At 37.6% G+C, this 24,770-nt stretch carries 23 protein-coding genes; 3 read left to right on the top strand and 20 right to left on the bottom strand.

Going from position 1 to position 24,770, the window contains the following annotated elements:
- Nucleotides 1-15 precede the first annotated feature (15 nt).
- The 3 genes from OZP13_RS09910 to OZP13_RS09900 all read left to right on the top strand — a co-directional run bounded on the left by OZP13_RS09910 (nt 16) and on the right by OZP13_RS09900 (nt 3,259).
- The gene (locus OZP13_RS09910) at nt 16-1,473 is read left to right on the top strand and encodes an AAA family ATPase (RefSeq protein ID WP_269240025.1); all 1,458 of its coding nucleotides are present in this window, start codon (nt 16-18) and stop codon (nt 1,471-1,473) included.
- Between the two features lie 44 nt (nt 1,474-1,517).
- Nucleotides 1,518-2,306 (top strand): META domain-containing protein, encoded by a 789-nt coding sequence (locus OZP13_RS09905; RefSeq protein WP_281297027.1) that lies wholly within the window; start codon nt 1,518-1,520, stop codon nt 2,304-2,306.
- A 101-nt stretch (nt 2,307-2,407) separates the two neighbouring features.
- Nucleotides 2,408-3,259: an EamA family transporter gene (locus tag OZP13_RS09900; RefSeq protein ID WP_281297026.1), complete on the top strand. Its 852-nt coding sequence runs from the start codon at nt 2,408-2,410 to the stop codon at nt 3,257-3,259.
- A 9-nt stretch (nt 3,260-3,268) separates the two neighbouring features.
- Here OZP13_RS09900 and OZP13_RS09895 read toward each other — a convergent pair whose 3' ends face one another.
- The 20 genes from OZP13_RS09895 to OZP13_RS09800 all read right to left on the bottom strand — a co-directional run bounded on the left by OZP13_RS09895 (nt 3,269) and on the right by OZP13_RS09800 (nt 24,695).
- The gene (locus OZP13_RS09895; protein ID WP_269240022.1) at nt 3,269-4,099 is read right to left on the bottom strand and encodes a protein-glutamine glutaminase family protein; all 831 of its coding nucleotides are present in this window, start codon (nt 4,097-4,099) and stop codon (nt 3,269-3,271) included.
- A 99-nt stretch (nt 4,100-4,198) separates the two neighbouring features.
- On the bottom strand, nt 4,199-4,504 hold the full coding sequence (locus tag OZP13_RS09890; protein ID WP_269240021.1) for a helix-turn-helix domain-containing protein: 306 nt from the start codon (nt 4,502-4,504) through the stop codon (nt 4,199-4,201).
- 5 nt (nt 4,505-4,509) lie between these two features.
- On the bottom strand, nt 4,510-4,863 hold the full coding sequence (locus tag OZP13_RS09885; RefSeq protein ID WP_269240020.1) for a type II toxin-antitoxin system RelE/ParE family toxin: 354 nt from the start codon (nt 4,861-4,863) through the stop codon (nt 4,510-4,512).
- Between the two features lie 97 nt (nt 4,864-4,960).
- Nucleotides 4,961-5,830, bottom strand: coding sequence for a transglutaminase family protein (locus OZP13_RS09880; RefSeq protein WP_281297025.1), 870 nt, complete (start codon nt 5,828-5,830; stop codon nt 4,961-4,963).
- Entirely contained in the window at nt 5,820-8,411 is a 2,592-nt protein-coding gene (locus OZP13_RS09875; protein WP_281297024.1) for a circularly permuted type 2 ATP-grasp protein, read from the bottom strand. The genes OZP13_RS09880 and OZP13_RS09875 overlap by 11 nt, the downstream gene beginning before the upstream one ends.
- A 76-nt stretch (nt 8,412-8,487) precedes the next feature.
- On the bottom strand, nt 8,488-11,904 hold the full coding sequence (locus tag OZP13_RS09870) for a transglutaminase family protein (protein WP_281297023.1): 3,417 nt from the start codon (nt 11,902-11,904) through the stop codon (nt 8,488-8,490).
- 196 nt (nt 11,905-12,100) lie between these two features.
- Nucleotides 12,101-12,823, bottom strand: coding sequence for a GYF domain-containing protein (locus tag OZP13_RS09865; protein WP_269240013.1), 723 nt, complete (start codon nt 12,821-12,823; stop codon nt 12,101-12,103).
- Nucleotides 12,824-12,921: 98 nt separating this feature from the next.
- Nucleotides 12,922-13,281 (bottom strand): hypothetical protein, encoded by a 360-nt coding sequence (locus OZP13_RS09860; protein WP_269240012.1) that lies wholly within the window; start codon nt 13,279-13,281, stop codon nt 12,922-12,924.
- A gap of 241 nt (nt 13,282-13,522) precedes the next feature.
- A complete protein-coding gene (locus tag OZP13_RS09855; RefSeq protein ID WP_281297022.1) occupies nt 13,523-13,801 on the bottom strand; it encodes a hypothetical protein in 279 nt (92 codons plus the stop codon).
- Between the two features lie 17 nt (nt 13,802-13,818).
- Nucleotides 13,819-14,289 carry a nucleotidyl transferase AbiEii/AbiGii toxin family protein gene (locus OZP13_RS09850; RefSeq protein WP_281297021.1) on the bottom strand — a complete coding sequence of 157 codons (471 nt, stop codon included), beginning with the start codon at nt 14,287-14,289 and terminating at the stop codon, nt 13,819-13,821.
- A 3-nt stretch (nt 14,290-14,292) separates the two neighbouring features.
- On the bottom strand, nt 14,293-14,580 hold the full coding sequence (locus OZP13_RS09845) for a DUF6922 domain-containing protein (protein ID WP_432419459.1): 288 nt from the start codon (nt 14,578-14,580) through the stop codon (nt 14,293-14,295).
- 415 nt (nt 14,581-14,995) lie between these two features.
- Nucleotides 14,996-16,489, bottom strand: a complete 1,494-nt coding sequence (locus OZP13_RS09840) for a class I SAM-dependent DNA methyltransferase (RefSeq protein WP_281297020.1) — start codon at nt 16,487-16,489, stop codon at nt 14,996-14,998.
- A 2-nt stretch (nt 16,490-16,491) separates the two neighbouring features.
- A complete protein-coding gene (locus tag OZP13_RS09835; RefSeq protein WP_269240007.1) occupies nt 16,492-17,496 on the bottom strand; it encodes a type II toxin-antitoxin system antitoxin SocA domain-containing protein in 1,005 nt (334 codons plus the stop codon).
- Nucleotides 17,497-17,503: 7 nt separating this feature from the next.
- Nucleotides 17,504-17,854, bottom strand: a complete 351-nt coding sequence (locus tag OZP13_RS09830; protein WP_281297019.1) for a hypothetical protein — start codon at nt 17,852-17,854, stop codon at nt 17,504-17,506.
- 302 nt (nt 17,855-18,156) lie between these two features.
- Nucleotides 18,157-18,828, bottom strand: coding sequence for a hypothetical protein (locus OZP13_RS09825; protein ID WP_281297018.1), 672 nt, complete (start codon nt 18,826-18,828; stop codon nt 18,157-18,159).
- 116 nt (nt 18,829-18,944) lie between these two features.
- Complete coding sequence (locus OZP13_RS09820; protein ID WP_269240004.1) at nt 18,945-19,118, bottom strand: hypothetical protein; 174 nt, start codon at nt 19,116-19,118, stop codon at nt 18,945-18,947.
- A gap of 75 nt (nt 19,119-19,193) precedes the next feature.
- A complete protein-coding gene (gene tnpA, locus OZP13_RS09815; RefSeq protein ID WP_281297017.1) occupies nt 19,194-19,655 on the bottom strand; it encodes an IS200/IS605 family transposase in 462 nt (153 codons plus the stop codon).
- A 2,364-nt stretch (nt 19,656-22,019) separates the two neighbouring features.
- Nucleotides 22,020-23,255, bottom strand: coding sequence for a restriction endonuclease subunit S (locus tag OZP13_RS09810; protein WP_281297016.1), 1,236 nt, complete (start codon nt 23,253-23,255; stop codon nt 22,020-22,022).
- The gene (locus OZP13_RS09805; protein ID WP_281297015.1) at nt 23,245-24,369 is read right to left on the bottom strand and encodes a HigA family addiction module antitoxin; all 1,125 of its coding nucleotides are present in this window, start codon (nt 24,367-24,369) and stop codon (nt 23,245-23,247) included. Before OZP13_RS09805 ends, OZP13_RS09810 begins: the two co-directional genes overlap by 11 nt.
- 17 nt (nt 24,370-24,386) lie before the next feature.
- On the bottom strand, nt 24,387-24,695 hold the full coding sequence (locus OZP13_RS09800; protein ID WP_269240001.1) for a type II toxin-antitoxin system RelE/ParE family toxin: 309 nt from the start codon (nt 24,693-24,695) through the stop codon (nt 24,387-24,389).
- Nucleotides 24,696-24,770 lie beyond the last annotated feature (75 nt).

The following is a 24,770-nucleotide window of genomic DNA, read 5'->3' as shown; positions in this document are numbered from 1 at the left end:
CCTAAACAGCAATCAATGAACAACATAAACACACTTGGCGAATTAAAAAAATCAGGTTATGTGAGCAAAAGCATCAAGGATGAATTGCGTCACAACCTGCGGGAGAAAATCAAGTCAGGACAACCTACATTCGAAGGAGTTCACGGCTTCGAAAATACCGTTATTCCAGAATTGGAACGCGCTATTTTGTCCCGTCACAACATCAATTTGTTGGGGCTTCGAGGTCAAGCCAAAACCCGATTGGCGCGCAAAATGATTGAATTGTTGGATGAATACATTCCGTTTGTAACGGGTTCCGAAATCAATGACGATCCTTTGAATCCCATTTCCCGTTTTGCAAAAGATCTAATCACCGAAAAAGGCGATGAAACTCCCATCTCTTGGTTGCACCGAAGCGAGCGTTTCTTCGAAAAATTGGCCACGCCAGATGTTACCGTTGCCGATTTAATTGGCGATGTCGACCCGATAAAGGCAGCCAATTTGAAATTGTCGTATGCCGACGACCGAGTGATTCATTTTGGAATGATTCCAAGAGCGAATCGCAGTATTTTCGTTATCAATGAATTACCCGATTTACAGGCCAGAATCCAGGTGGCTTTGTTCAATATTTTGCAGGAAGGCGACATTCAAATTCGAGGATTCAAACTGAGAATGCCGCTCGACATGCAATTTATTTTCACCGCAAATCCGGAAGATTACACCAATCGTGGTAGTATCGTGACACCTTTAAAGGACAGAATTGGTTCCCAGATCCTGACGCATTATCCGGAAACCATCAAAATCGCCCGAACCATTACGGAGCAAGAAGCCAAGTTGGATGCCGCCCAAAGCGATTTGGTTTACGTGCCTTCCTTGGCCAAAGATTTATTGGAGCAAATCAGTTTTGAAGCTCGTGAAAGCGAATTTATAGACAATAAAAGTGGCGTGAGTGCCAGACTGAGCATTACGGCTTTCGAAAACTTGTTAAGCACCGCCGAACGTCGTGCCTTGAAATCGGGAGTGGAGAAAACTACTTTGCGATTGTCCGATTTTATGGGAATTATTCCAGCCATTACCGGGAAAGTGGAATTGGTTTACGAAGGAGAGCAGGAGGGAGCGGCCATCGTGGCGCAGCACTTAATAGGCGATGCGATTCATACTTTCTTTCCAGCCTATTTTCCGAAAATTGAAAAACTCGAAAAGCAGGGAGAAAAAACACCGTATTCCGATACCTTGGAATGGTTTTTTGCCGAAAGTGGTTTCGAATTATTGGACGATTGTTCGGACGAGGAATACAAAACCATTTTGGACGGCATTGCTCCATTGGAAGTGTTGGTCAAAAAATACCAGCCACAATTGGAAAAAGAAGATAGCTATTTTATGAAAGAATTTATTCTTTGGGGATTGGTCGAATATAAAAAATTGAGCAAAGACCGTGTATCCGAAGGTTATCAGTTCAAGGATTTGTTTGGTAGTTACATCAGTAAATTATAAGAATTAGTATAGATGGAAAGTCGGAATAAATTTTAATGGAGTATATGAAAAAGGGAATTCAATTATTGGCAATCGTTTTAGTTATTGTAAGTTGTAAAAGTAACGCATCGGCTCAGAAAGAAGTTAGAAAAACCGAGCCAACTCAAGAGTACAAGCAACAAGTGGAAAATTTAGAACAAGGAATTTATTTTAGAGGAAACGGTAACGAACCCGAATGGAGTTTGAAAATATCTGAAAAAACTATCGAATTTACTTCCTTGAAACCGGGTTTTGAATCTCTGAAAAGTGTTCATGTAGAACCCGTTCGAGCAATGGATGCCAATGTAAAAATGTATCGAGTGGCTACAGAAACTGGAACAATGAGCATTCAAATTAGGCAACAAGAATGCATAAATAAAATGTCTGGCGAAAAATCTCCATATGCTGTTCGGATTGATATTAGTAAAAATAGCAATTCAACGAATTTCAGTGGTTGTGGTAATTATGTTACGGATTCTAGTTTGCACGATATTTGGGTTTTAGAAAAACTAAATGGTAAAGTCTTGGTTGCTACTGATTTTGTAAAAGAATTACCAAATCTTGAAATCAACAGTTCAACCAATAATTTTTTAGGATTTGCAGGTTGCAATAGAATGAACGGTACCCTGTTCTTCGAAAGAGGGACGCTTCGTTTTTCCAATATAATTACCACTAGAATGGCTTGTCCCAATACTAATAAAGAAAGTGAATTCCTGAAAGCGCTACAAAGTACCACTACTTATAAAGTAGAAAATAGGCAGCTAATACTGAGTAATCCATCAGGCGAAAAGTTGGTTTTTAAAAAAGTGGATTAGTTTTAAAGGCTAATAAATTTGATGTTTCAAAGAAATCCAAAGGATATTCAGTGGATTTTTTTGGTTTAAATAGTATTTTTGCGAGTATAAAACATAAATCTATGTTATTCCTGATCTTAAGCATTATTTGCAGTGTAAGTGTTGGCGTTATTTTTAAAATAGCACGCAAATATTCCATCAACACGACGCAAATTGTTGCTGCAAATTACTTGTTTGCGCTTGCCCTTTGTTACTTTTTTTTCAGTCCAAACCTCGCCGATGTTGGGATTGAAGCACCTTGGAAAATTTATCTTTCCCTCGGCGTTTTGTTGCCGTCCATTTTTCTTTTTTTGGCATTGTCCATCAAGGAAGTCGGCATCGTGAAAACCGATGCGGCACAACGACTTTCGCTATTCATCCCTGTTTTGGCCGCTTGGCTGATTTTTGGCGAAAATTTCAATACCCTAAAAATTGCCGCTTTCGGGATTGCTTTTCCTGCCTTGCTTCTTATTCTGAACAAACCTTCGGAAAATACCAAAAACAAATGGATCTATCCCGCCGTGGTTTTGATTGGATTTGGATTGATTGACATCCTGTTTAAACAAATCGCCTTGTTTACCAATTTGCCCTATACCACTTCCTTGTTTGTTGTTTTCGTATTGGCGTTGACAATAATGACGGCAGTTGTTGGTTTCGAAATAGGTTTCAAAAAGGCAAAATTTAATTGCAAAAACCTTCTTTTTGGAGGCTTGGTTGGTGTTTTTAACTTTGGAAATATTCTCTTCTATTTGAAAGCGCATCAATCCTTTGCCGAAAATCCCTCCACCGTTTTTGCGGGAATGAATATGGGCGTAATCATTATTGGCAGCTTGACGGGCATCTTTGTTTTTAAAGAAAAACTGTCCAAAATGAATTTTGCAGGACTGTTTTTGGCTTTGGTGGCAATTGTCTTGATCGTGATGTCCCAGCAATAAATTTCCGAATTATTTCTTGATGATTTCGTTTAACGAAGCCAGAGATTCTTGCCATTTTTGTAGATTCGAAAAGTAGATTTCCCGGTATTTGGCGATGATTTCTTGATGTTTCAATTGAAATTCGTCATTCATTTCAGGATTCCAATTATTGTCCCTGAAAATGGTTTCAAAATGGAATACATTTCCCACCAACATTTTATAATCGGTGACTAAATCTTGGTGTTGTTTGGAATGCAAAATGGGCTTGATTTCGGCATCGTAAAAAGCCAAAGCGGTTTCGTTTACGGCCAATCCTTTTTCTATCCAATGTTGCTCTAATGCCTCTTCTTCGTATCTGAAAAAGTCCGTGATGTGTTTGTCCGAAAACCAATCGGGCAATTTGATATTTGTTGGATTTGCATTTGATGATTCCTCAGAATTAGCCTGAAGCTCCGAATTGGTAAGCATTGAGGAATTAAATAAATACCAGTCCGAATCCATGATTAAATAAATCAATTTTCGGGTTTTGAGTTTGGCCAACCAAGTTCTATAACGCACGGGAGTTTTGAACAATCCTGGGTCAATGGCCATTTTTCGCACTTTATTCCCAATCCGAACTTGAAGAATGGGTGCAACATGATAACCCCAATCGATTTTTCCGCCAGGCGATAGGTTGTTTTTATCGGGAATCCGGATTAATTTATAGCTGGAAGTGGAATAAACCACCGGTGCAAACGCCCAAATTTTGGCACATTGATAGCCTTTAGACTCCAACAACAAACTGGTGTAATGCGAAATATTATGGCAATTGGCCTGTTGATATCCAAAAGGAATTCCAGATTGCATAATTTCCGCAAACAAAGCGTTTACCGTGTTTAGGTCTACGATAGATGCTTTTCTTGGCGTTAAAAGTGGGTGCTTTTTGATGGTGGTGTTTTTAAAGTGTGTGCGAATAACTATTTATTCGGTTAAACTCAATTTTAAGTGTCCGCCTAAGCCTTGTCTAATGATTCTCATCAGTGTCGAAAGTCTAATGTCGCTGGTGTTATTTTCAATTTTAGAAATATAAGATTTGGTTGTGCCACATTTCAATGCTAATTGTTCTTGGGTCATTCCTCGTTCTTTTCGCATTTCTTGTAGCATAACGCCAAGTTCAAAGGTCTCATATTCTTCTTCGTATTTTTCACGGGGCTCTGTCCCGATTTTTCCAAATTGAGCATCTAAATGTTCAGAAAATGATGTTATTTTTTTGTTTTCTGCTTTCATGATTGTTACTTTTTATATTTATGTTCTAAATATTCTGCTTTTAGCTTTTCAGCCATTTTGATTTCAGATTTGGGTGTTTTTTGAGTTTTCTTTTGAAATCCGTTTACCAAAACAACAATTTTTCCTTTGTCAAAAAAACTAAAAACTCTAAAGATGTCTGAACCAACTTCAACTCGAACTTCAAATATTCCGTCAGAACCAGTCAAATGTTTGAAAAACTTTTCGGGAATTCTTTCTTGGGTTGAAATTAATTGTAATGTCCAGTTAAATTTTTTCTTAACGTCTTCTTTTTGAGCGTTAAAAAAGTCAAGATAATAATCCTCGTAATAAACTACTTCTCTTATAAATTTCTGGTTCATTTTACAAAGTTAGTCAATTGGATAACTTTCACAAAGTTCTGAAACTAATTTTATTTTTATTCAATCCGTGAAAATCTGTGAAATCTGTGTAAAAAAACTACCCCAAAGGTATAACATCCACCTCCACTTTCACTTTATGATCGCCGGAACTGAAAATAATTCCTTTTAGTGGCGACACATCGGCAAAATCTCTACCGTAAGCCGTTACAATATGGTGTTGTTGCGGAATCATGTTGTTGGTGGGATCAAATTCGCACCAACCCATTTCTGGAATATAAACCGAAATCCAGGCGTGGGAAGCATCGGAACCTTCCAGTTTTATTTTGCCTTTTGGCGGCAAGGTTTCGATATAACCGCTGACATATTTTGCCGGAATTCCCACACTGCGCAAACTGGCAATTGCCAAATGGGAGAAATCTTGGCAAACGCCTTTTCTCTCTTTGAGCACCGTTTTTAAAGGCGTATTGATGCTGGTAGCACCGGATTTGAATTGGAATTCGGTATATATTTTTTTGATTAAATCCAAAACAGCTTCAAAAAGTGAGGCATCGGGTTTTAGACAAGTTTCGGCAAAAGCTTTAATTTCTTCATCCCAACTAATGAATTGGCTGGGCAATTGGTATTGCAAAACTTCGGTTTTTAATTGAAGATCGGTTTGAAATTTTAATCGGGCTTCCGCGCAACTTATTGGATTCAATGGCTGAACGACATTATTCAATACTTCAATCTCGCTGGAAACGATAACTTTTAGTGATTTATGCGATTCGTGAAGCGAAAAATAATGCTGGATGTTTCCAAAATAATCCGTGCGGGAATATATTTTGGATGGTTTTGGCTCAATTTCGATCTTGAAATTTTTGCAAATTTGTTTGGCCGAATTCCGTGGTTGAAGACACAAAATACTTTGGTAATTGTACACCTCGTTCACGTAAGTATAGAGCGTTTTATGTTTTAGTTTATATTTCATCGCTATCGATATTTTCAAGGTTTTCTAATACAGAATGTTGTATAACGGAATGGTTGAAATACAAACTCGATAAATTGTTGGAAACGTTGCAAATCAGTTCAAAAACCTTGGAGAGTGTTTCGTCTAATTCAGGGCGAAATTGTGTTGTTGAATCCACAATTACCAGACTTTCTGCATCGATTAATTTGACAATCGTGCTGGCTTCCAAAGCGGATTTCTCGGCAATGCTCAATCGATGTGGCTCATTGGATTTGGGTAATTTGGAAAGATAATACGAAAGCGTGTCCAACAAATAGGTAAGCGTGTAAGGCAAGTTTTTTTCTAAAAAGACCATATTGATGACGGCCTTCAAACTCAAATGCGATTTGTAAATGTTTCGATATTGTGCCAATAAATGGTGGTTTTCCAGGATGGCTTCCATCAAAACAGCTTCTTCTTCCTCGATTTTTTTGAAATTGAAAGTGGAACGAAAAACCGAAATCAAGGACAAAATGCGCTCCACGTTTTTCCCGGTTTCCAATAAATAAAAACCATTGTCGCGAGGCAAGGTTTCGTATATGTTTCCATAAAAAGAGAAAAGGCGAATGTGCAATTTATCCAAAGAATGGTTCACGTAATTGATGTTGTTGGTATTGGTTTTTTTAAGGACAAAAAGGCTGTCTTCCACTAAATTAATGATGCGTCGGGTGTCGTGATTCCACTTTTCGCTCACTTGGTTAATGGTGTTGAGCAGCGATTGCAAATTATAAACTACGGAACCGGCTTTTCCAGAGTCATTAATCAAAAGCAGCAATTCGGCAATGGGGTTTTCGAAAATGGCTTCGTTGTCAAATTCTTCCCCATCTTTAGCCTCTTTTCCAACAAATCCGGGATAAGTTTGCGTAAGATGCGTCAAGGATTTTAATAAAACAACCAAAAATTCGGGTTGTTTATTGCCGTGTTTGGTTACATTTTCGTTTAATCTACTGAGAATTATTTTTAGAAAACTACGCAACGCCATTGTTCTTTCGCACAAACGACCCAACCAAAACAAGTTTTCGGCATTGCGGCTGGTCAACGAATTATTGAGTTGGTTGTTGGTGTTTTTTCGTTCAACCGATTTTTCTTGGTATTCAATTGGCGAATCGGTTATTACCCAAGTATCTTTTGAAATTCCTCCCAATTGGTTCGAAATTTCGAACTTGTCTTTTACTGCTGAGCTTCTCGTTAAACCGCCCTGCATTACTTTGTAGTTATCGCCTTCGGCTATTAGAAAGGCACGTATGGCGGCATATCTTGGCTCAATCGAGCCGTTAATAAAGGATGGAGTGGTGGATAAACTCACTTCTTCTTGGGCGACGAAATCTTTGGGACTTTTTAGAATCAGTTTTTTTAAATCTTCCAGTTGTTCTATGTTCAACAAGCGTCCGTAAATAGATCTAAAACCTTGTTTTCGATTGGTTTTTTTAATGATTAATTTGGGCAAATTGGCCAAAACAAAGTTCAATTCCTTGGTTTGTCCGCACCACCAAGTGGCTACCGAAGGCATCAACAAGGGTTCTTTGAGTAGAAATTTGCAGGCATTTTGCATAAAGGCCATCAATCCATAATTTTCCAAAACACTGGTTCCGGGAGGATTCATGACGGCAACATTTCCCAAACGAATCACTTGCAACAAACCGGGAATTCCCAGCAAAGAATCTCTTCGCAATTCCAGTGGGTCGCACCATTCGTCGTCCAATCGTTTGATGATGACGTCAACCCGTTCGAGTTGGTCAATCGATTTTAGCCACACAAAACCATCCCGCACCAACAAATCGTTTCCTTGGACTAAAGTATAACCCAAATAGGACGAAAGGTAAACGTGTTCAAAATAAGTTTCGTTTCCGGGACCGGGAGTCAAGAAAACCACGTTTGGATTTTCATTAGAATTATTTCCCAACGTGTCAACGGTTTGCTGCAATTGGCTAAAGTAGGGAGAAAGCCTGCTTCTATACGTTTTGGTATTGAGTTCGGGAATTACCTTGCTCATTACAATCCTGTTTTCGAGGGCATATCCTGCACCGGAAGGAGCTTGGGTTCGGTTGTCCAAAAGCCACATTTTTCCGTCGGGACCTCTTGCTAAATCAACCGCATAATTCAGCAATTGTTTGTCGTGTTTTTGTCTAATGTCAAAACAAGGCAAGAGAAAACCAGAGTTGTCAAAAACCAATTCGGCAGGAATAATGGCATTTTTAATCAACGATTGGGGGCCGTAAAGGTCTTTTAAAATCAAATCCAGCAAATGCGCTCTTTGTTTCAATCCTTTTTCGATGGATTTCCATTCCGATTCGTGAATCAGAAACGGAATGGGATCCAGTTTCCAGGCCCTATTCGACTCTTTATTGGAATCGTAAACATTATAGGTAACCCCGTTTTCCCTTAATTTTTTTACAATTTCTTCATTGCGCAATTCCAATTCTTCGATACCAATAGATTCCAAAGTAGCAAAAAGTCCTTTCCAATACGGCTTTACCTGACCGTTTTTGTCCAATACTTCGTCGTAAGAATTGATTTTTTCTTTATAAGTTTGGAGTAGTCCCAATGAAATATCTTGAATCATTTGTTAATTATGAGTGAATTGCGTTTTATAGCCTTGCAAAATAAGGTTTTTAAAATAAACAACAATGTTAATTATTTTATTCTTTTGCTTTCCAATAATGTCTTAAATCTAGGGTGTAAGGGTACTCAGGGTTAATAAGTTCTATGGGCGTGTCAAGTCTTAGTTCTGATTTGGATTCTACCAAAAAACGGGAGGTTGCAGTATTGTTGGCAACCATTTCTTTCTCTTTTTCCACATCCTCGAGTGCAGAAGAAGGGGTGTGGCCAAAATCCCAAAAGCGGCTTATTTTTCTGGATTCCGCTTCAAGGCTGTTCACGGGGAAACTGTCAAAACTTCTTCCGCCGGGATGCGTGACAAAATAGGTGCAACCACCAATTACTTTATTGTTCCAAGTATCTACCAAATCAAAAACAAGCGGTACGTCAATTCCAATATTGGGATGCAAGGCGGACGGTGGATTCCATGATTTGTAACGTATTCCTGCCACATATTCTCCTTTGGTTCCGGTGCTTCTTAATGGGATTCGGCATCCTTTGCATAATAAAATATGACGATCGGGTACAATTCCAGATACTTTTACTTGCAAACGTTCCAATGAAGAATCTACAAATCGAGAGGTTCCGGAGCTGGAGAGTTCTTCGCCAAGTACGTGCCAAGGTTCGATACCCAATCTAATTTCCAATTGAATATTGTCAATAGTCACGTTGCCATGATGGGGATATCTAAATTCGAAGAAAGGGTCAAACCATGAAATGTCGAAATTATATCCGGCATCTTTTAAATCGTTGACCACGTCAATCATGTCCAGATAGGCAAAATGGGGCAACAAAAACTTGTCATGCAGTTCAGTTCCCCAACGAATCAATTTTTTTTCGTAAGGGTTTTTCCAGAATTTGGCGACCAAGGAACGAACCAATAGGTTTTGAACCAGGTTCATGTGTTTGTGGGGCGGCATGTCAAAAGCCCTTAATTCCAATATTCCCAAACGTCCTGTCGAGGAATCTGGAGAGTACAATTTGTCGATGCAAAACTCGGTACGGTGCGTATTTCCGGTAATGTCGGTCAATAGGTTTCTGAAAATTCTGTCCACCATCCAAAAGGGAACTTCTTTATCTTTCGGGATTTGGTCAAAAGCAATTTCCATTTCATAGAGACGCTCATCACGACCTTCGTCAATACGTGGTGCCTGACTCGTTGGTCCAATAAAAGGCCCGGCAAAAAGGTAGCTTAAAACGGGATGGTGTTGCCAATAGGTAATCAGGCTTCGCAACAAATCAGGTCTTCGCAACAGCGGACTGTCCTCGGGCCTTTCTGCACCCAATGTTACGTGATTTCCTCCGCCAGTTCCAGTATGACGACCATCAACCATAAATTTGTCGGTGCCTAAACGAGATAGAAAGGCTTCTTCATACAGTGCCGTTGTGTTGTCCACGATTTCTTGCCAAGATTTGGCTGGATGCACATTCACTTCAATTACGCCAGGATCAGGAGTAACCATCATTTTCTCGACTCTGTAATCCGTTTTTGGTTGATAGCCTTCAATTCGTACTGGCATTTGCAATTTTTCGGCAGTAATTTCTATCGAAGTGATTAAGTCTATATAGTCTTCCAAATAATCGGTTGGCGGCAGAAAAACGTACAACATTCCATCGCGTTCTTGTACGCACATTGCCGTAATGAAAGTGTCTACTTCATATAATAAGGAGTCTTCTTCCTTTCTACTTTCTTTTTTGGATACGACTTTTTTGACGGCTTCAAAAATCTTTGAAATAGTTCCAAAACGATTGTTTATTTTTTCGGTGTAATCTCCTAAAGCAGGTAAATCTTCAAATAAACTCCTGTCAACAACTGTTTTTCTCTTGTTTTTGGAAGTCTTTGGAAGCGAATCCAATGGCAACCGCAAACCGATTGGAGAATTCCCGGGAATTAAAAAGCAATTTCCTCTTCTAAATTCCCAAGCACAACTTTCCCAATTATCCTGGCTGTGGTCTTTTCGAATTGGCAAAACAAATCCTGATGGATTATTCAAGCCTTTTTCTAAAACCTTGGCCAGATTATGGCGTTCAATGGAATCTTTCAAATTCACTTTCAATGGGTCTAAATTCACTGGAAGTTTGCCTTCCTCCAGTGCCCAATAAATAGGGTCTTCGTAGGTGGGCAATATGTTTTTAGTGTCAATTCCTAAAAATTGGGTCAATGCTACGGCAAATTTTTCGGCATCGTGAAAAGTAAATTGGGTTTCTCCTTCTTTGGCGACCAAAGCATCATTTTTCCACAAGGGAAATCCGTCTTTTCTCCAGTACAACCCATATTGCCAACGTGGAAATAATTCTCCGGGATACCATTTTCCTTGTCCAAAATGCAGCAAGCCTCCGTGGGCAAATCGTTGTTTTAAACGAAGCGCCAAATCGTAAGCCAATTTTCGTTTCAATGGCCCGTCTGCAGCGGTGTTCCATTCGGCTCCTTCAAAATCGTCGATGGAAATAAAGGTCGGTTCTCCACCCATTGTCAAGCGGACATCGCCTTCGATTAAATCCTTCTCGACAACATTTCCAACTTCCATAATGTCTTCCCATTGTCTGTCGGAATAGGGTTTGGTTACTCTCGGGTCTTCATGGATACGGGTCACTTTGTTTTCGAAATCAAAACTGACTTCACATTTTTCGGTGGCACCCGTTACGGGCGCAGCACTTTCATAATGAGGCGTGCAACACAATGGAATATGTCCTTCGCTGGCAAAAAGTCCGGAGGTGGGATCCAATCCAATCCAGCCTGCACCAGGGAGATACACTTCGGCCCAAGCGTGCAAATCGGTAAAATCATTCTCTGGTCCTGATGGGCCGTCAAGCGATTTTAGGTCTGGTGCCAATTGCACGATATAGCCGGAAACAAACCGCGCCGCTAAACCAAAGTGTCGCAAAACATGAATCAACAGCCAGGCAAAATCCCTGCAGGAGCCACTTTTTATTCTTAAGGTTTCTTCTGGAGTTTGTACGCCGGCTTCCATCCGTAGATTGTAGGTAAGTGTTTTGTAAACCTCTTGATTCAGGTAAACCAAAAAATCATTTATTTCTATGGAATCATTTAACTTTATTTTTTCAATAAATTTCAAGAATAGGGGACTTTCTTCGCTTAATTTTAAATAAGGAACTAATTCCTGTTCGAGTAGATTGTCATATTTAAAGGGATATTTCTGGGCATATTCTTCCACAAAATAATCAAAAGGGTTGATGACCTGAAGTTTTGCAATGACTTCGACCTCGACTTTTAATTCCTTGATTTTATCGGGAAAAATAACTCTTGCCTGGTAATTTCCAAAAGGATCCTGTTGCCAATTGATGAAATGATCCTCGGGACTAATTTTAAAAGAATAGCCCTCTATGGCGGTCCTGGAATGCACCGCTGGACGAAGTCTGAAAACATGGGGAAATAATTTGACGCTTCGGTCAAATTTATATGTTGTTTTATGTAAAATGGCTATTTTTATGGACATAAAGAAGTGTTTTTTATGACATTATTTGCTGAATACAAATATTGAAAAAAAATCACTATTTATCGAATTTATGTGATAATAATTTATGAAAATTACGCCTTGTTATCTTTAAATTGATAATTTTGGATCGCTATGTTGAGAATTGTGTAATCTGTTTTGGGGTTGTCCAATTCTTTTTTCCAGTTTGTGCTTGTGCTTATTCGGGTATTTTCTCCAATTCCAGTTTCAACTGGTCGGATTCATTTTTTAACTGGTTGATTTCATTTTTGAAGGAATCAATATTTTTTTGCAACAAATCCATTTGTTCCTTTTTTTCTGCGGCAGTTCTCAATAGCTTGAAACCCGAAGCGTCCTTCAGTTTTTTTTCGGTGGCATCCAAATTGTTTTGGTAGTCCACCAATAATTGCCCAATTTCCGAAAGCCTGCTGTTAGAGTTTTGTTTTTTCTCACGAGCCATTCTTTCTGCATCAATCTTCTCTTGTATGACTGCCTGGATTTTTTCTTCCTCTATTTCTTTTTGTTTCAGTTCCAATTGGTAATTTTCGACTTCGGTTTTATGGTTTTTTATTCTTAATTCCCGGCTTCTGTTTTCTTGAATGTTGTTGAAAACAAGGGTTGCCGTTGTCAAAACCAATACTCCGCAAACTATGAAGAACGTATTTCTGGACAAGCCCAGAATCTTGTGCTCTTTTGTTGTTTTTTCCTCTTTTGGAGTTGGAGGAGGTGTCGAAAAAGAAGTGATAGGAGGTGGATTTGCCACGAATAATCGAGTGAGTTCGGGTATCTCCCCGGCAGTTTTCCAGTGTTGCATCCCTTCGAACCATACAGGAGTTGTCTTGCTAATGTTTTTTGCTTTCAATTCTTCTATATCAAAAGGACCGCTGCTTTCAGTTCCGTTGTGTAGATAGTATTTTTTCATAAAAAGAGGCTGGATAAGGCTGTTGAATCTATTTTTTCAAAGCTACAATCATTTTTTGATACTGCAAAATGGAAGCATGTTTTGACGGGAAATATTATTTAGTGTAAACGCTCGGTACTTTCCATTCGCAAACAATGCTCGGTTCCCAAATAAAGCGGGTTGCCGTGTTTTTCCGACCAAAATCCTTCCAATACATCTTTGGTGATGCATCGGTAAACGGCCACGCCTTTATAGGTCTTGTGGTCTTCCCCTTTGTAGTTGAAATTAATCACCAAAATGTTGTCCTTGAAAAAACCATGTCCCGTTTGTTCTTGCGCATTGTTGATGAGCCAGTGGGCAATGATTCGGTTATTATTGTCCAAAGATAAAGTCAAAATACCTTTGTAAGTCATCTCGTTATTCTCGTCCTGGTTGCTTCCCGAAATGGAATATTGGCCTGTTAAATCTTGTATGGTCATGTAGTTTTATTGAAATCTTCTGTAAAAATAGAATTTATTATTAATTGTTTTTTGTGTTTTTTATGGGATAATAGTGTACGATGTATTTTCAGCTTTTATCCTTTTGCAATAAGATTCCTTTTGAAATGTTGATTAGAAAAAGAAATTGATTCTATAGCTACACTATGATGTAAGCGGGGACAAATGGGATAGGAATACTTGGACTAAACGAGGATTTTGTGCAGCTGAATGAGATAATGGCTTATTTGATTTTTATTCCTTTTGGGCCGGGGAAATCTTTGCCTAAATGGTTGTAAAGTCGTCTTACTTTTGAACGCCAACTTATTTTTGCTTCAATCCAAGTTTTGTTTTCCTCGATGATTTGCATGGTATCGTTTGTCTGTGATGGAAACTTTGAATAATCGGAATTAGTATCAAATTTTAACAGTAATTCTGGATTGTCAATAGGAGTGTTGTTTTTACTTAAATCAAATATTGTTTTGTGTTCTTCTTTATTGAACTTAAGTGTTTTAACTTTCAAGTCGTCATATAAATCGATTAATGAAATGGTATCGGTATGAAGTCTAAATCGTAAATGTCCTTTTTGGTAGAACGGTTTGAGGTGCTGATTAATTTGAACAAACCAATGTCTTTTTTTGAAAGTAGATTTATTCCTTGATTGATTTCTACATCGAACAAATTCTTCATATTTTGAAGTAACTCCACTTTTATGGTTACGCCATCTTCTAAATCAAGAAAGAAATGCAGAAAATAATATTGGTCGTTTATATCACAAGGATCGTCAAAGCTTTTAGCTTTACTGCCAAAATAGTTTTTGACTTCATTTTCGATATTTTTAAACCCCTCTTTGCCAATTATTCCATCATAAAAGAAATCAATATCATCAGAAATTCTATGATTGAATTGTAGTGCCAGATTGGTACCACCACCTAAAGTGAATTTTGATACTGTTGGTAATGCTTGTAATGCTATGATGGCTTTAATTATTGCTGGAGTAACTGCCCTCATAAATTAAAGTGAAAAACGAAGAAATGGTTTTACATTGTATCTTTTTGCAACACTTACGCAAACTTTGTTACTGATATTCTCTGTTGTTAATTTTAAATATTTAACAATATCTTTAGCAGAATATAGTTCTTCTAATTTTAAAATGTCTGTTTCAAAGATATCTGGAGTGGTTGCAAACAAAGCCCTTGGAATAATAATATCCTTGTCTCTGGAAAGATTAAGTTTACTAGGATCCATATCCCAAAATAAGTGTTTGGGAAAGATTGTGGCTATGTTGATGGACTGTTTCACTATGTAAAAATAATCAATTTAGAGTTATATGGTGCACTACTATAAAAAAGTTTAACTTATTTGATTGTAGTGACTTACATGTAGATCTAAATGAAAAACCAATAATTTAAATTGTAAAAAATAATAATAATTCTCACTTTACGGTTTTCCGTAATATTATGATTTAAAAAGTGTTGATATTTGTTGAAAATTGGGTATAACTATATGTAAATAATCTTGTTAAAATCATTTATATATGGTGCGTTTGGTAAATAACAAATTGCAATACTTTCTATGGCTTTAAGTTGGAATGAAATAAAAGACAGGGCAATCGGTCATAAATTTTTCGCGTCTTTTTCATAAGTTAAAATTAAGATTTTTATTCTTAACTTTTTATGTCGGTAAAGTTAGCAGGTCCGCCCACCACAATCGCCTACTACTTCAAACTGGCAATAATCGCCCTGAAACTATCCAAACTCGCTTCAATGTTCTCCACAATCTCCAATGCCAAAACATCAGGATCCGGCAGATTGTCCAAATCCGCCAAGGATTTGTCTTTCAGCCAAGTGATGTCCAAACTCGTTTTGTCTCGGGCAATGATTTCATCATAGCTAAACTTCCTCCAACGCCCTTCAGGATTGGTCTCGACGTTATAGGTCTCTGTACGTTTGTGTCGGTTCTCTGGGTTGTAAAGCGTGATGAAATCTTTTAAATCGCTTAGTTTTAAAGGATTTTTCTTTAGCGTATGGTGAATGTTGGTTCTATAGTCATACACCCAAACTTCCTTGGTCCACGGTTCTTTGCTCGATGGTTTACCGTCAAAAAACAAGACGTTCGCTTTTACGCCATTGGCATAGAAAATCCCTGTTGGCAAACGCAATATCGTATGCAAATCGGTAGTCTCCAATAGTTTTTTACGCACCGTTTCACCAACGCCACCTTCAAACAAAACATTGTCGGGCAATACCACAGCGGCCAATCCAGTCGTTTTAAGCATCGTGCGAATGTGTTGCACAAAGTTCAACTGCTTGTTGCTGGTAGTCACCCAAAAATCTTGGCGGTTATAAGTCAAATCCTCTTTCTCCTGCTCGCCATCTTGATTGGTAAAGGTCATGCTGCTTTTCTTGCCGAAAGGCGGATTGGCCAAAATATAATCATATCGAGTCCCCGAATCCGTAATCAGGGAATCATTCGGTGAAATAAAATTATCCGAATCGATGTCGCCAATATTGTGCAAGAACAAATTCATCAATGCCAAACGTCTGGTACTGGCCACAATCTCGTTCCCGAAAAACGTTTCGTATTTCAAGAACTGTTTCGCCTCCTTGTCCAAGTTCCTGTTGTCCACAATCCAGTCGTAAGCTGCCAAGAAAAAGCCTCCCGTGCCACAAGCAGGGTCGGCAATGGTTTTCAAGGGTTCCGGACGCAAACATTCCACCATCGCCTTGATTAGTGGGCGAGGGGTGAAGTACTGGCCCGCACCACTTTTGGTGTCCTCGGCATTCTTCTCTAATAGACCTTCATAAATATCACCTTTGTCTTTCACGCCCATCAAAATCCAGTTCTCGGCATTGATCAGGGCAATGAGTTTGTACAACTTGGCGGGGTCTTGTATTTTGTTTTGGCTCTTGACAAAGATTTGTCCCAAAATCCCTTTTTCTTTGGCAAGTTCCCGCAACATAATGTTGTAATGCGTCTCCAACTCTGTACCACTTTTGTTGGTCAAGGTTTCCCAGGAAAACTCCACAGGAATGGGCATTACTCTATTGTGGGGCGGTTTGCTGTATTCGTCGGCCATTTTCAGGAACAGCAAATAGGTCAATTGCTCCAAGTAGTCGCCGTAGCCCACGCCATCGTCTCTAAGGGTTTGACAAAAGGCCCATACTTTACTGACGATACTCGAGGTATTCGCTGAATTTTCTTTGCTCATATTTATATTTGACTTAATTCAAAAGCATGTTCATAACTGATGATGCTTTTGTTTTGTTCATTTTTTTGCCAAGCGGCTTCTAAATGACTCAATTCAATAATGTCATTGGTGCTGGTTGTTTGGAAGGCGGAGGACACTTTATTTAAAACGTCTAATTCATATTCTGAAAAAAGACCGGCATTAAAAGGTCTGTCTTTTCTGGATTGAAATTGCTCACCGGTATTGCCGTCTGGAAATTTAGTGTAACACACGTCAATCACGTCTTGGTTGGCTAAATATTCAAAAATACTGTTGAAATTATGCGGAACGGGTCCCATATTGATGGCATTATATCGAACGCCGCTTATGGAAAAACAACTTTGTTTAAACATTAAAAAATCGGCATAAAACAAGAGTTTATTCATCTTGGTCTTATAGGGCTGAACAGTATCCGAAAAGTAAACGACCATCTCGGCAAATTTTTCAAAATTGGGGTTTCGATATCCCGAATAAATATCGGCCAAATGTTTGCCTAGTAAATAATCTTTAAGATTGACGTTAAAACTATTTCTGTTTTGCTCTTCTATTAAATGTTGGGTGGTTTTAAGATATTTGGCCTTGATTTTTTCATCAGTGGAATCCCATAACTGGATCATTTCAACAAATTTATTGGGGTCGCCGGCCATTTGAATCAAACGGGCGTTCGAAGTATTGGGCATCTCTCCAGCTTCATATTGACGATAACTATGGGTGCCAAAACCTAATATGGCCGACATTTTGGAAGCAGGGATGTCATATTGCGCTCTAATTTTTATGATTTCATCGGGAAACGGAATATTAAATTTATCGCGATATTGATTATAGACCTGGTTGATGTTCAATTCGTCCAATGCGGTAGTGGTAAATTGTTCTTGGGTGGCTTCACATTTATAAAAATGAAACACGACCGGAAAATTTTCTTTTCTAAAAGCTATTGTCCTTTTTTCTTTGGACAATAACATTTCTTTTCCTGTAAAGGGGCTTTTCATGTACTGTTTATTTTAAAGGATAAGACATTTTGTGCTCTGCCAAATGAAATGAGATGCAAATGACGGAACTTCCTGGAGCACCCATGGTAATTTTAATATAGATTTCTTTTTTCTTCACCATTTTTCCAAAAACCCACATAGCCGAACCGCCATATAATTTTTCTTCAACGGGACCTTCACTATAATCCAATGCTTCTAAGGACTCCAATACTTTCTTTCGCTCTATGGGACGAAGTTCTAAAGTAGTTAATGTAGTGGTGTTTTTCCCTCTGTCATCTCTAAAAAGAACATCCCAAATAGACATTTTAAATTTAAAATCTTTTAGAAACCGACCTACTGTTTCTTTGGTTGTGGACATGGTATTGCGATTGCAAAAGTAATACAATATTTTAATTATATTACTTTATGGTTAAATTTTATGCATTTTTTAATCATAAATACAACTTTATAGTTGTTTATTGGTGCCAATCTCTTACTGAACTCCTTAATCAATATCCTATGAAGTAACATCAATAACCGGTTTGTTATTGAAAGCCGTAGGCTCGGTTCATGTTATTACACCAACTCCTCACTAAGCACCTCCTTCAATATACGCTGCCTCAATACTTCAGCTTGTTGCAGGCTTTGGGCAATACTTTTCTCTATTTTAATCGTTTACTATTACTCATTTTTGTTAATAATATCAAATGGTCTAGCTATAAAATACTCCATGTCAAATGGATTTTGAAATCCTCTTTTTTTGTAATAGTTGAATAATTGGTATTGTGATTTTTCAAAATCTAATTCCATTTTTGGGTATTCCATTTTTCTATTCCAATCACTCCAATTTTCTTCCTTTTCATTTTTAATTGCAATATCATGCTGCATTGGAAATGCTTTCAAAACCCATAATCCACAAGAAGAATAAAATCGTTCAATCAAATTATTGATTATTTTTTCTCCAAGACCTTTACCTCTATATTTTGCGATTATTTCTAATGTTTCTAGAAAAAAGACATCATAATTTTCAAGTGGCTGATATTCAAAATAAATATCAATTTTATCCCAAAAGTCTTTGTCTTGATCCCATTCAAACAATATTCCTGACATTTGGCAAATAGAATGCGTGGCATCCATAACATCACTTAGTGGAAACCCACAATCCATTGCCAAAGAAAAAAGGATTTGACTTATTTTACCTTTTCCTACTTGCTCCTGTAAATGTCCTGTTTCGTCTGTAAGATATACTTCAAAGTCTATCTCATTAACAAATTCCGTTGGATCTTCTCCTACTGGACAATCTTTTAAAAAGTTAGAAAACGAATATTTTATTATAAAATCTAGTTCTTTCATAACACTATCAAATTAACTCCCTTTTAAATGTATTTTTCAATAAACATTGTCTTAATCTCACGTTTGTGACAAATTTTGAATTATGCCTAAGTAACTTTTTAGTATATATACTTCTTTTATTTTTTTACCATTTCTTCTGTTAAATAATATTTACCTGTTTTTACAGAACCTCTAAATTCTATTGCTTGAATAGCTTTTAGCAATTGTAAATATCTTTTGACGGTAGCATTAGATTTATTGGTAACTCCCATTATTTCATTAATCCCTACACCATTATCTTGTTTGGACATATAATTTACAGCATCATTTAGAGCATCACTTACAGTGTCGTTTACAGCATCAATTATGAGAGTTGTAAGCCTGAATCATATCAAATCCTCAAAAATATATCTTTCATCAAAAGAGACTTCAAATTTGTCTAAAAAAGCCAAATATTCATCTCTGAATGTCTGTTTCTTATGATGCGCTTCTTGATTAGCTATATACTTGTAAACTTTATCTATATGAGATTGACTATATGAAAAAACGCCATAACCTTCCTGCCATTCAAATCGATTTAAAATTAGCTTGTTATCATTGATATATTTTGATGATTTTGCTTTTATGGTCTTCATTAATTCTGAAATTGATACCGTTGGCTTCAAACCTAAGAAGCAATGTATGTGATCTTCAACACCATTAACAATAATCGTTTTACATCCGGTTTCATTTATTAAATTCCCTATTACTCCTTGAATTTCATTGCGCCATTTTTTTTCTAGAACCGCATTTCTATATTTTACGGCGAAAACAGCTTGTATATATACTTGATGATAGGTATTTGCCATTTTTTTAATATTTATTTGTAAAACATATCGTTCCTATGGAACTTTATATTGATTGTCATTTCTATTACAACGGGTTAAAATCCGTTGCTTTATATTGATTATCATTTCTATTACAACGGATTAAAATCCGTTGCTACAAAATGTTTCGTCCCTACGGGACTTTTACGTTAACGAGCTAGAGCCATCGGCTCGATTCATTTTGTAAGGCTGGACTTTAGTCCAGTTTTGTAACACACAACACTAGAAAAAGAGCCGTAGGCTCGGCGCATATCATTAAACCAACTTCCCACTAAACGCCTTCTTCAATATACGCTGCCGCACGGCCTCTGCTTGTAATAAACTCTGACTAATACTTTCCTCCATTTTATCATTCCAACGGGTTAAAATCCGTTGCTACAAAATGTTTCGTCCCTACGGGACTTTTATGTTCACGAGTTAGAGCCATCGGCTCGATTCATTTTGTAAGGCTGGACTTTAGTCCAGTTGGCATAGCGTGAATCCTCTATCATAAGAGCCGTAGGCTCGGCGCATATCATTAAACCAACTCCCCGCTAAACTCCTTCTTCAATATACTCTGCCGCAATGCCTCGGCTTGTTGTAGGCTTTGCCCAATGCTTTCCTCCATTTTATCATTCCAACGGATTAAAATCCGTTGCTACAAAATGTCTCGTCCCTACAGGACTTTTACGTTAACGAGCTAGAGCCATCGGCTCGATTCATTTTGTAAGGCTGGACTTTAGTCCAGTTGGCATAGCGTGAATCCTCTTTCATAAGAGCCGTAGGCTCGGTGTATATCATTAAACTAACTTCCTACTAAACGCCTTCTTCAATATACGCTGCCGCAAGGCCTCTGCTTGTAATAAACTCTGACTAATACTTTCCTCCATTTTATAATTCCAACGGATTAAAATCCGTTGCTACAAAATGTTTCGTCCTTATGGGACTTTTACGTTCACGAGTTAGAGCCATCGGCTCGATTCATTTTGTAAGGCTGGACTTTAGTCCAGTTGGCATAGCGTGAATCCTCTATCATAAGAGCCGTAGGCTCGGTGTATATCATTAAACTAACTTCCTACTAAACGCCTTCTTCAATATACGCTGCCGCAAGGCCTCTGCTTGTAATAAACTCTGACTAATACTTTCCTCCATTTTATAATTCCAACGGATTAAAATCCGTTGCTACAAAATGTTTCGTCCTTACGGGACTTTTACGTTCACGAGTTAGAGCCATCGGCTCGATTCATTTTGTAAGGCTGGACTTTAGTCCAGTTTCTTAACACACAACAGGAGAAAAAGAGCCATAGGCTCGGCTCATATCATTAAACCAACTCCCCGCTAAACGCCTTCTTCAATATACTCTGCCTCAAGGCTTCTGCCTGTAACAAACTTTGCCCAATGCTTTCCTCCATTTTATCATTCCAACGGATTAAAATCCGTTGCTACAAAATGTCTCGTCCCTACAGGACTTTTACGGTAACGAGCTAGAGCCATCGGCTCGATTCATTTTGTAAGGCTGGACTTTAGTCCAGTTGGCATAGCGTGAATCCTCTATCATAAGAGCCGTAGGCTCGGCGCATATCATTAAACCAACTCCCCACTAAACTCCTTCTTCAATATACTCTGCCGCAATGCCTCGGCTTGTTGTAGGCTTTGCCCAATGCTTTCCTCCATTTTATCATTCCAACGGATTAAAATCCGTTGCTACAAAATGTTTCGTCCCTACGGGACTTTTACGTTAACGAGCTAGAGCCATCGGCTCGATTCATTTTGTAAGGCTGGACTTTAGTCCAGTTGGCATAGCGTGAATCCTCTATCATAAGAGCCGTAGGCTCGGCGCATATCATCAAACCAACTTCCCACTAAACGCCTTCTTCAATATACGCTGCCGCACGGCCTCTGCTTGTAATAAACTCTGACTAATACTTTCCTCCATTTTATCATTCCAACGGGTTAAAATCCGTTGCTACAAAATGTTTCGTCCCTACGGGACTTTTATGTTCACGAGTTAGAGCCATCGGCTCGATTCATTTTGTAAGGCTGGACTTTAGTCCAGTTTTGTAACACACAACACTAGAAAAAGAGCCGTAGGCTCGGCGCATATCATCAAACCAACTTCCCACTAAACGCCTTCTTCAATATACGCTGCCGCAAGGCCTCTGCTTGTAATAAACTCTGACTAATACTTTCCTCCATTTTATCATTCCAACGGATAAAATCCGTTGCTACAAAATGTTTCGTCCCTACGGGACTTTTACGTTAACGAGCTAGAGCCATCGGCTCGATTCATTTTGTAAGGCTGGACTTTAGTCCAGTTGGCATAGCGTTAATCCTCTATCATAAGAGCCATAGGCTCGGCGCATATCATTAAACCAACTCCCCGCTAAACGCCTTCTTCAATATACTCTGCCGCAAAGCCTCTGCCTGCAATAAACTTTGACTAATACTTTCCTCCATTTTATCCGCCACGCTCAAACGGCTTTCTATTTCTTGAACGATTTGGTGTTGCTCTTCGAGTGGAGGTAATGATATTTCTATTTTTTTTATATCTCTTAAGTAAATTGCTTGTTGTGCGGTTGCTCCAGAAACAGTTATCATTTTTTGATTTGCTATTGGAGATTTTAGCAAATAATTTAAAAGTTTACTATCGATACTATTATTAACTTTTATTAGAATAACACTTCCAAGTAAACAAAACTGATTATCAGTATTTACTATGCACATTCGTCCAACTGTAGCGCCTCTACTTACAATTAGAATATCTCCTCTTTCAGGATTACATCTTTGCAAAGCTTTTTTTGCTGTTTCTTTTGAAATATAGAGCGGTTTGTCAAATGACACACCATTACTTTGAACATCTTTAGCAGAAAGAAAAGGAATTCCAGTTTCTTGTGTTTGAGGTCTAAAATGTTCTCCATCGGTTATTTTTTTAGTTACGTTATCCAATGTTAATAACTTCCATCCCTTCGGCAATTTCCAATCCTTCACTTTTTTATTCGTCAATCTCCCTTCAAAAGCCCATTTCAACACACTTTGTCTATAGGTTTTGAGTTGCTGTTGGGCTGTTTTTAAATCTTCTATACCTTTGTCTAGCTCGCTGAAAAGTTCTTCTATTTTGGAGACGATGAGGGTTTGGTTTTCTAAAGGGCAATTAACCATTGTCAATAATTGAAACTTACTTTTATTGAGTAGTGGTAAAGTTGTTGCAGAAGCATTATTCTTAATTTGTTTTTGAAAATCTAAACCAATTGCTTGATAATATATAAATTTAGGGTTTACACCTACATTTGGAATAATAGCATTAATTTGCTGATTAAAACCTCCACCTTTTTTTAAATAACCAGTTTTACCAATTGTTGCTCCAATACAAGTGACAAGTGTTGTGTTTTCTGCAACATATCTTGCTTTATCAACTCCAAGTTTTGTTAATCCATCAATTGATTTAAAAACATTTATGCCAGCATCTAAATCTGAAGGTTTATAAAATGGATATTCAGTGCCATAATATTCAGTAATAGCCTTACTAGGAGTTGTGCCTGTTTCAATTTTTCCAATTTTCGATATAGATACTATTTTCCAATCCTTCGGTAATTTATTTGACATCAGCTATACAATATTTTTCATCCAAAAGGCTGATAACGTTTTCATTAAAAAGGTTTTGGTTGGCATAAGAAATGGTTTTATCGTGTGCCAATTTGCCAATGATAATGGCGGGATGAATGGCTAGTTCATTGGCACAACTAACAATGTCTTGCTTGGAAAGATAATTGAGTTTCGGTTTGAGAAAATCAATAATAGTATCGTGTTTTAGTTTTTCGGAGGCCATTTGGTTGGCTTCGGTTTCTAAATCATTTATTTCTTCTTCCCTAAAATTGTCTAGAAAAAAACTGTTGTTTTCATCCAAGTGATATAAAATATGAGCTATTTCGTGTGCGATGGTAAACCAAAAGTTATCAATGCGTTTGTATCTGGCGGTGTAAACAATCACGGGGTTGTTTTTGCAATAAAAAGCCGCACCGTCTAAATAGGTTTTTTGCAAATGGGGCAATACAAAAACAATAACGCCCAATTGGTTTAATTTTTCTAAGAATTCGTTTATGCCGTTTTCCTGTATGGTATATTGATGCAATTCTTGGTATAAATCTACTAATCCTTTTTTATCAAATTCAGGAACAGAAAAAGTACTTGCTACCATCATTGCTTTATGGTACCAAGTATACGTATAAGAGGCTTTGTATTGATTGAAACTCTCTGATTTTCTGGCTAAAAGTGGCGTAATTTGCTTGTCCCATTCCTCAAAATCTAGTTTTTTGCTGTTCCAAAATTCTAGAAGGTTATCATAAAGTTCATATACATCAGCAAAAGCTGGAATCCAGTTTTTGGCAATCATGTCTCTAATAGGCATACGTTCATAAAGATTGGCTTTAAGCTCTGCTTGTTTTTCTTTTTCAGAAGGAACAGAATCCAGCCAAAGTCTGTAATTGGCATCCAAATTCAACCAATATTGAGGCGAAGTATCAAAGACCTCGGCCAATACTTTAGCCGTATCTAGTGTAATAGGTTGCTTGTCTTTTAGTATTTTATTGATGTGTTTGATGGTCATTCCCATCACTTCAGCAAGTTCTTCTTGTGTCCAGCTTCGGTATTCCATTTGTTCCCGAATGAAATAGCCTGGGCCAAATTTAATTGCGGGTCTTAATTTTTGGGTAGTTGCCATAATGAAAGTTAGTTTTTTTAAGAATAATGATTGGAAATATCGGTAATAATGAAATCTCCAATGGTGAGTTCATTATTTTTCCAATCAATATCCATTTCAAGACGGTATTTTATTTTTAAACGCATAGAATAGGAGTTTTCAGTGTTTGTCAATTTTTCAAAATTCAAACCCTTGTCATTCCATAAATCATAAATGTCGTTCGCTGCTTCAATTTGTTGCAATCTCGCAAAGAATTTTTCTATTATATCACTAGGGAGCTTCAATTTTTTTGATTTTCCGGTAATATATAATTTTTCTAATTCTTTATTTCTGAATGTAAAATCCATCTCAATTCTTGTGCAAAGGTATAATTAATTTTTTAAATACAATTGTTAAATTGTATTGTTAGGTTAAATTTATTA

Origin of the sequence: Flavobacterium limnophilum (assembly GCF_027111315.2) — a bacterium.
Taxonomy (GTDB): domain Bacteria; phylum Bacteroidota; class Bacteroidia; order Flavobacteriales; family Flavobacteriaceae; genus Flavobacterium; species Flavobacterium limnophilum.
The sequence above is the reverse complement of the archived record's forward strand: the minus strand, read 5'-3'. Positions and strand labels throughout refer to the sequence as shown.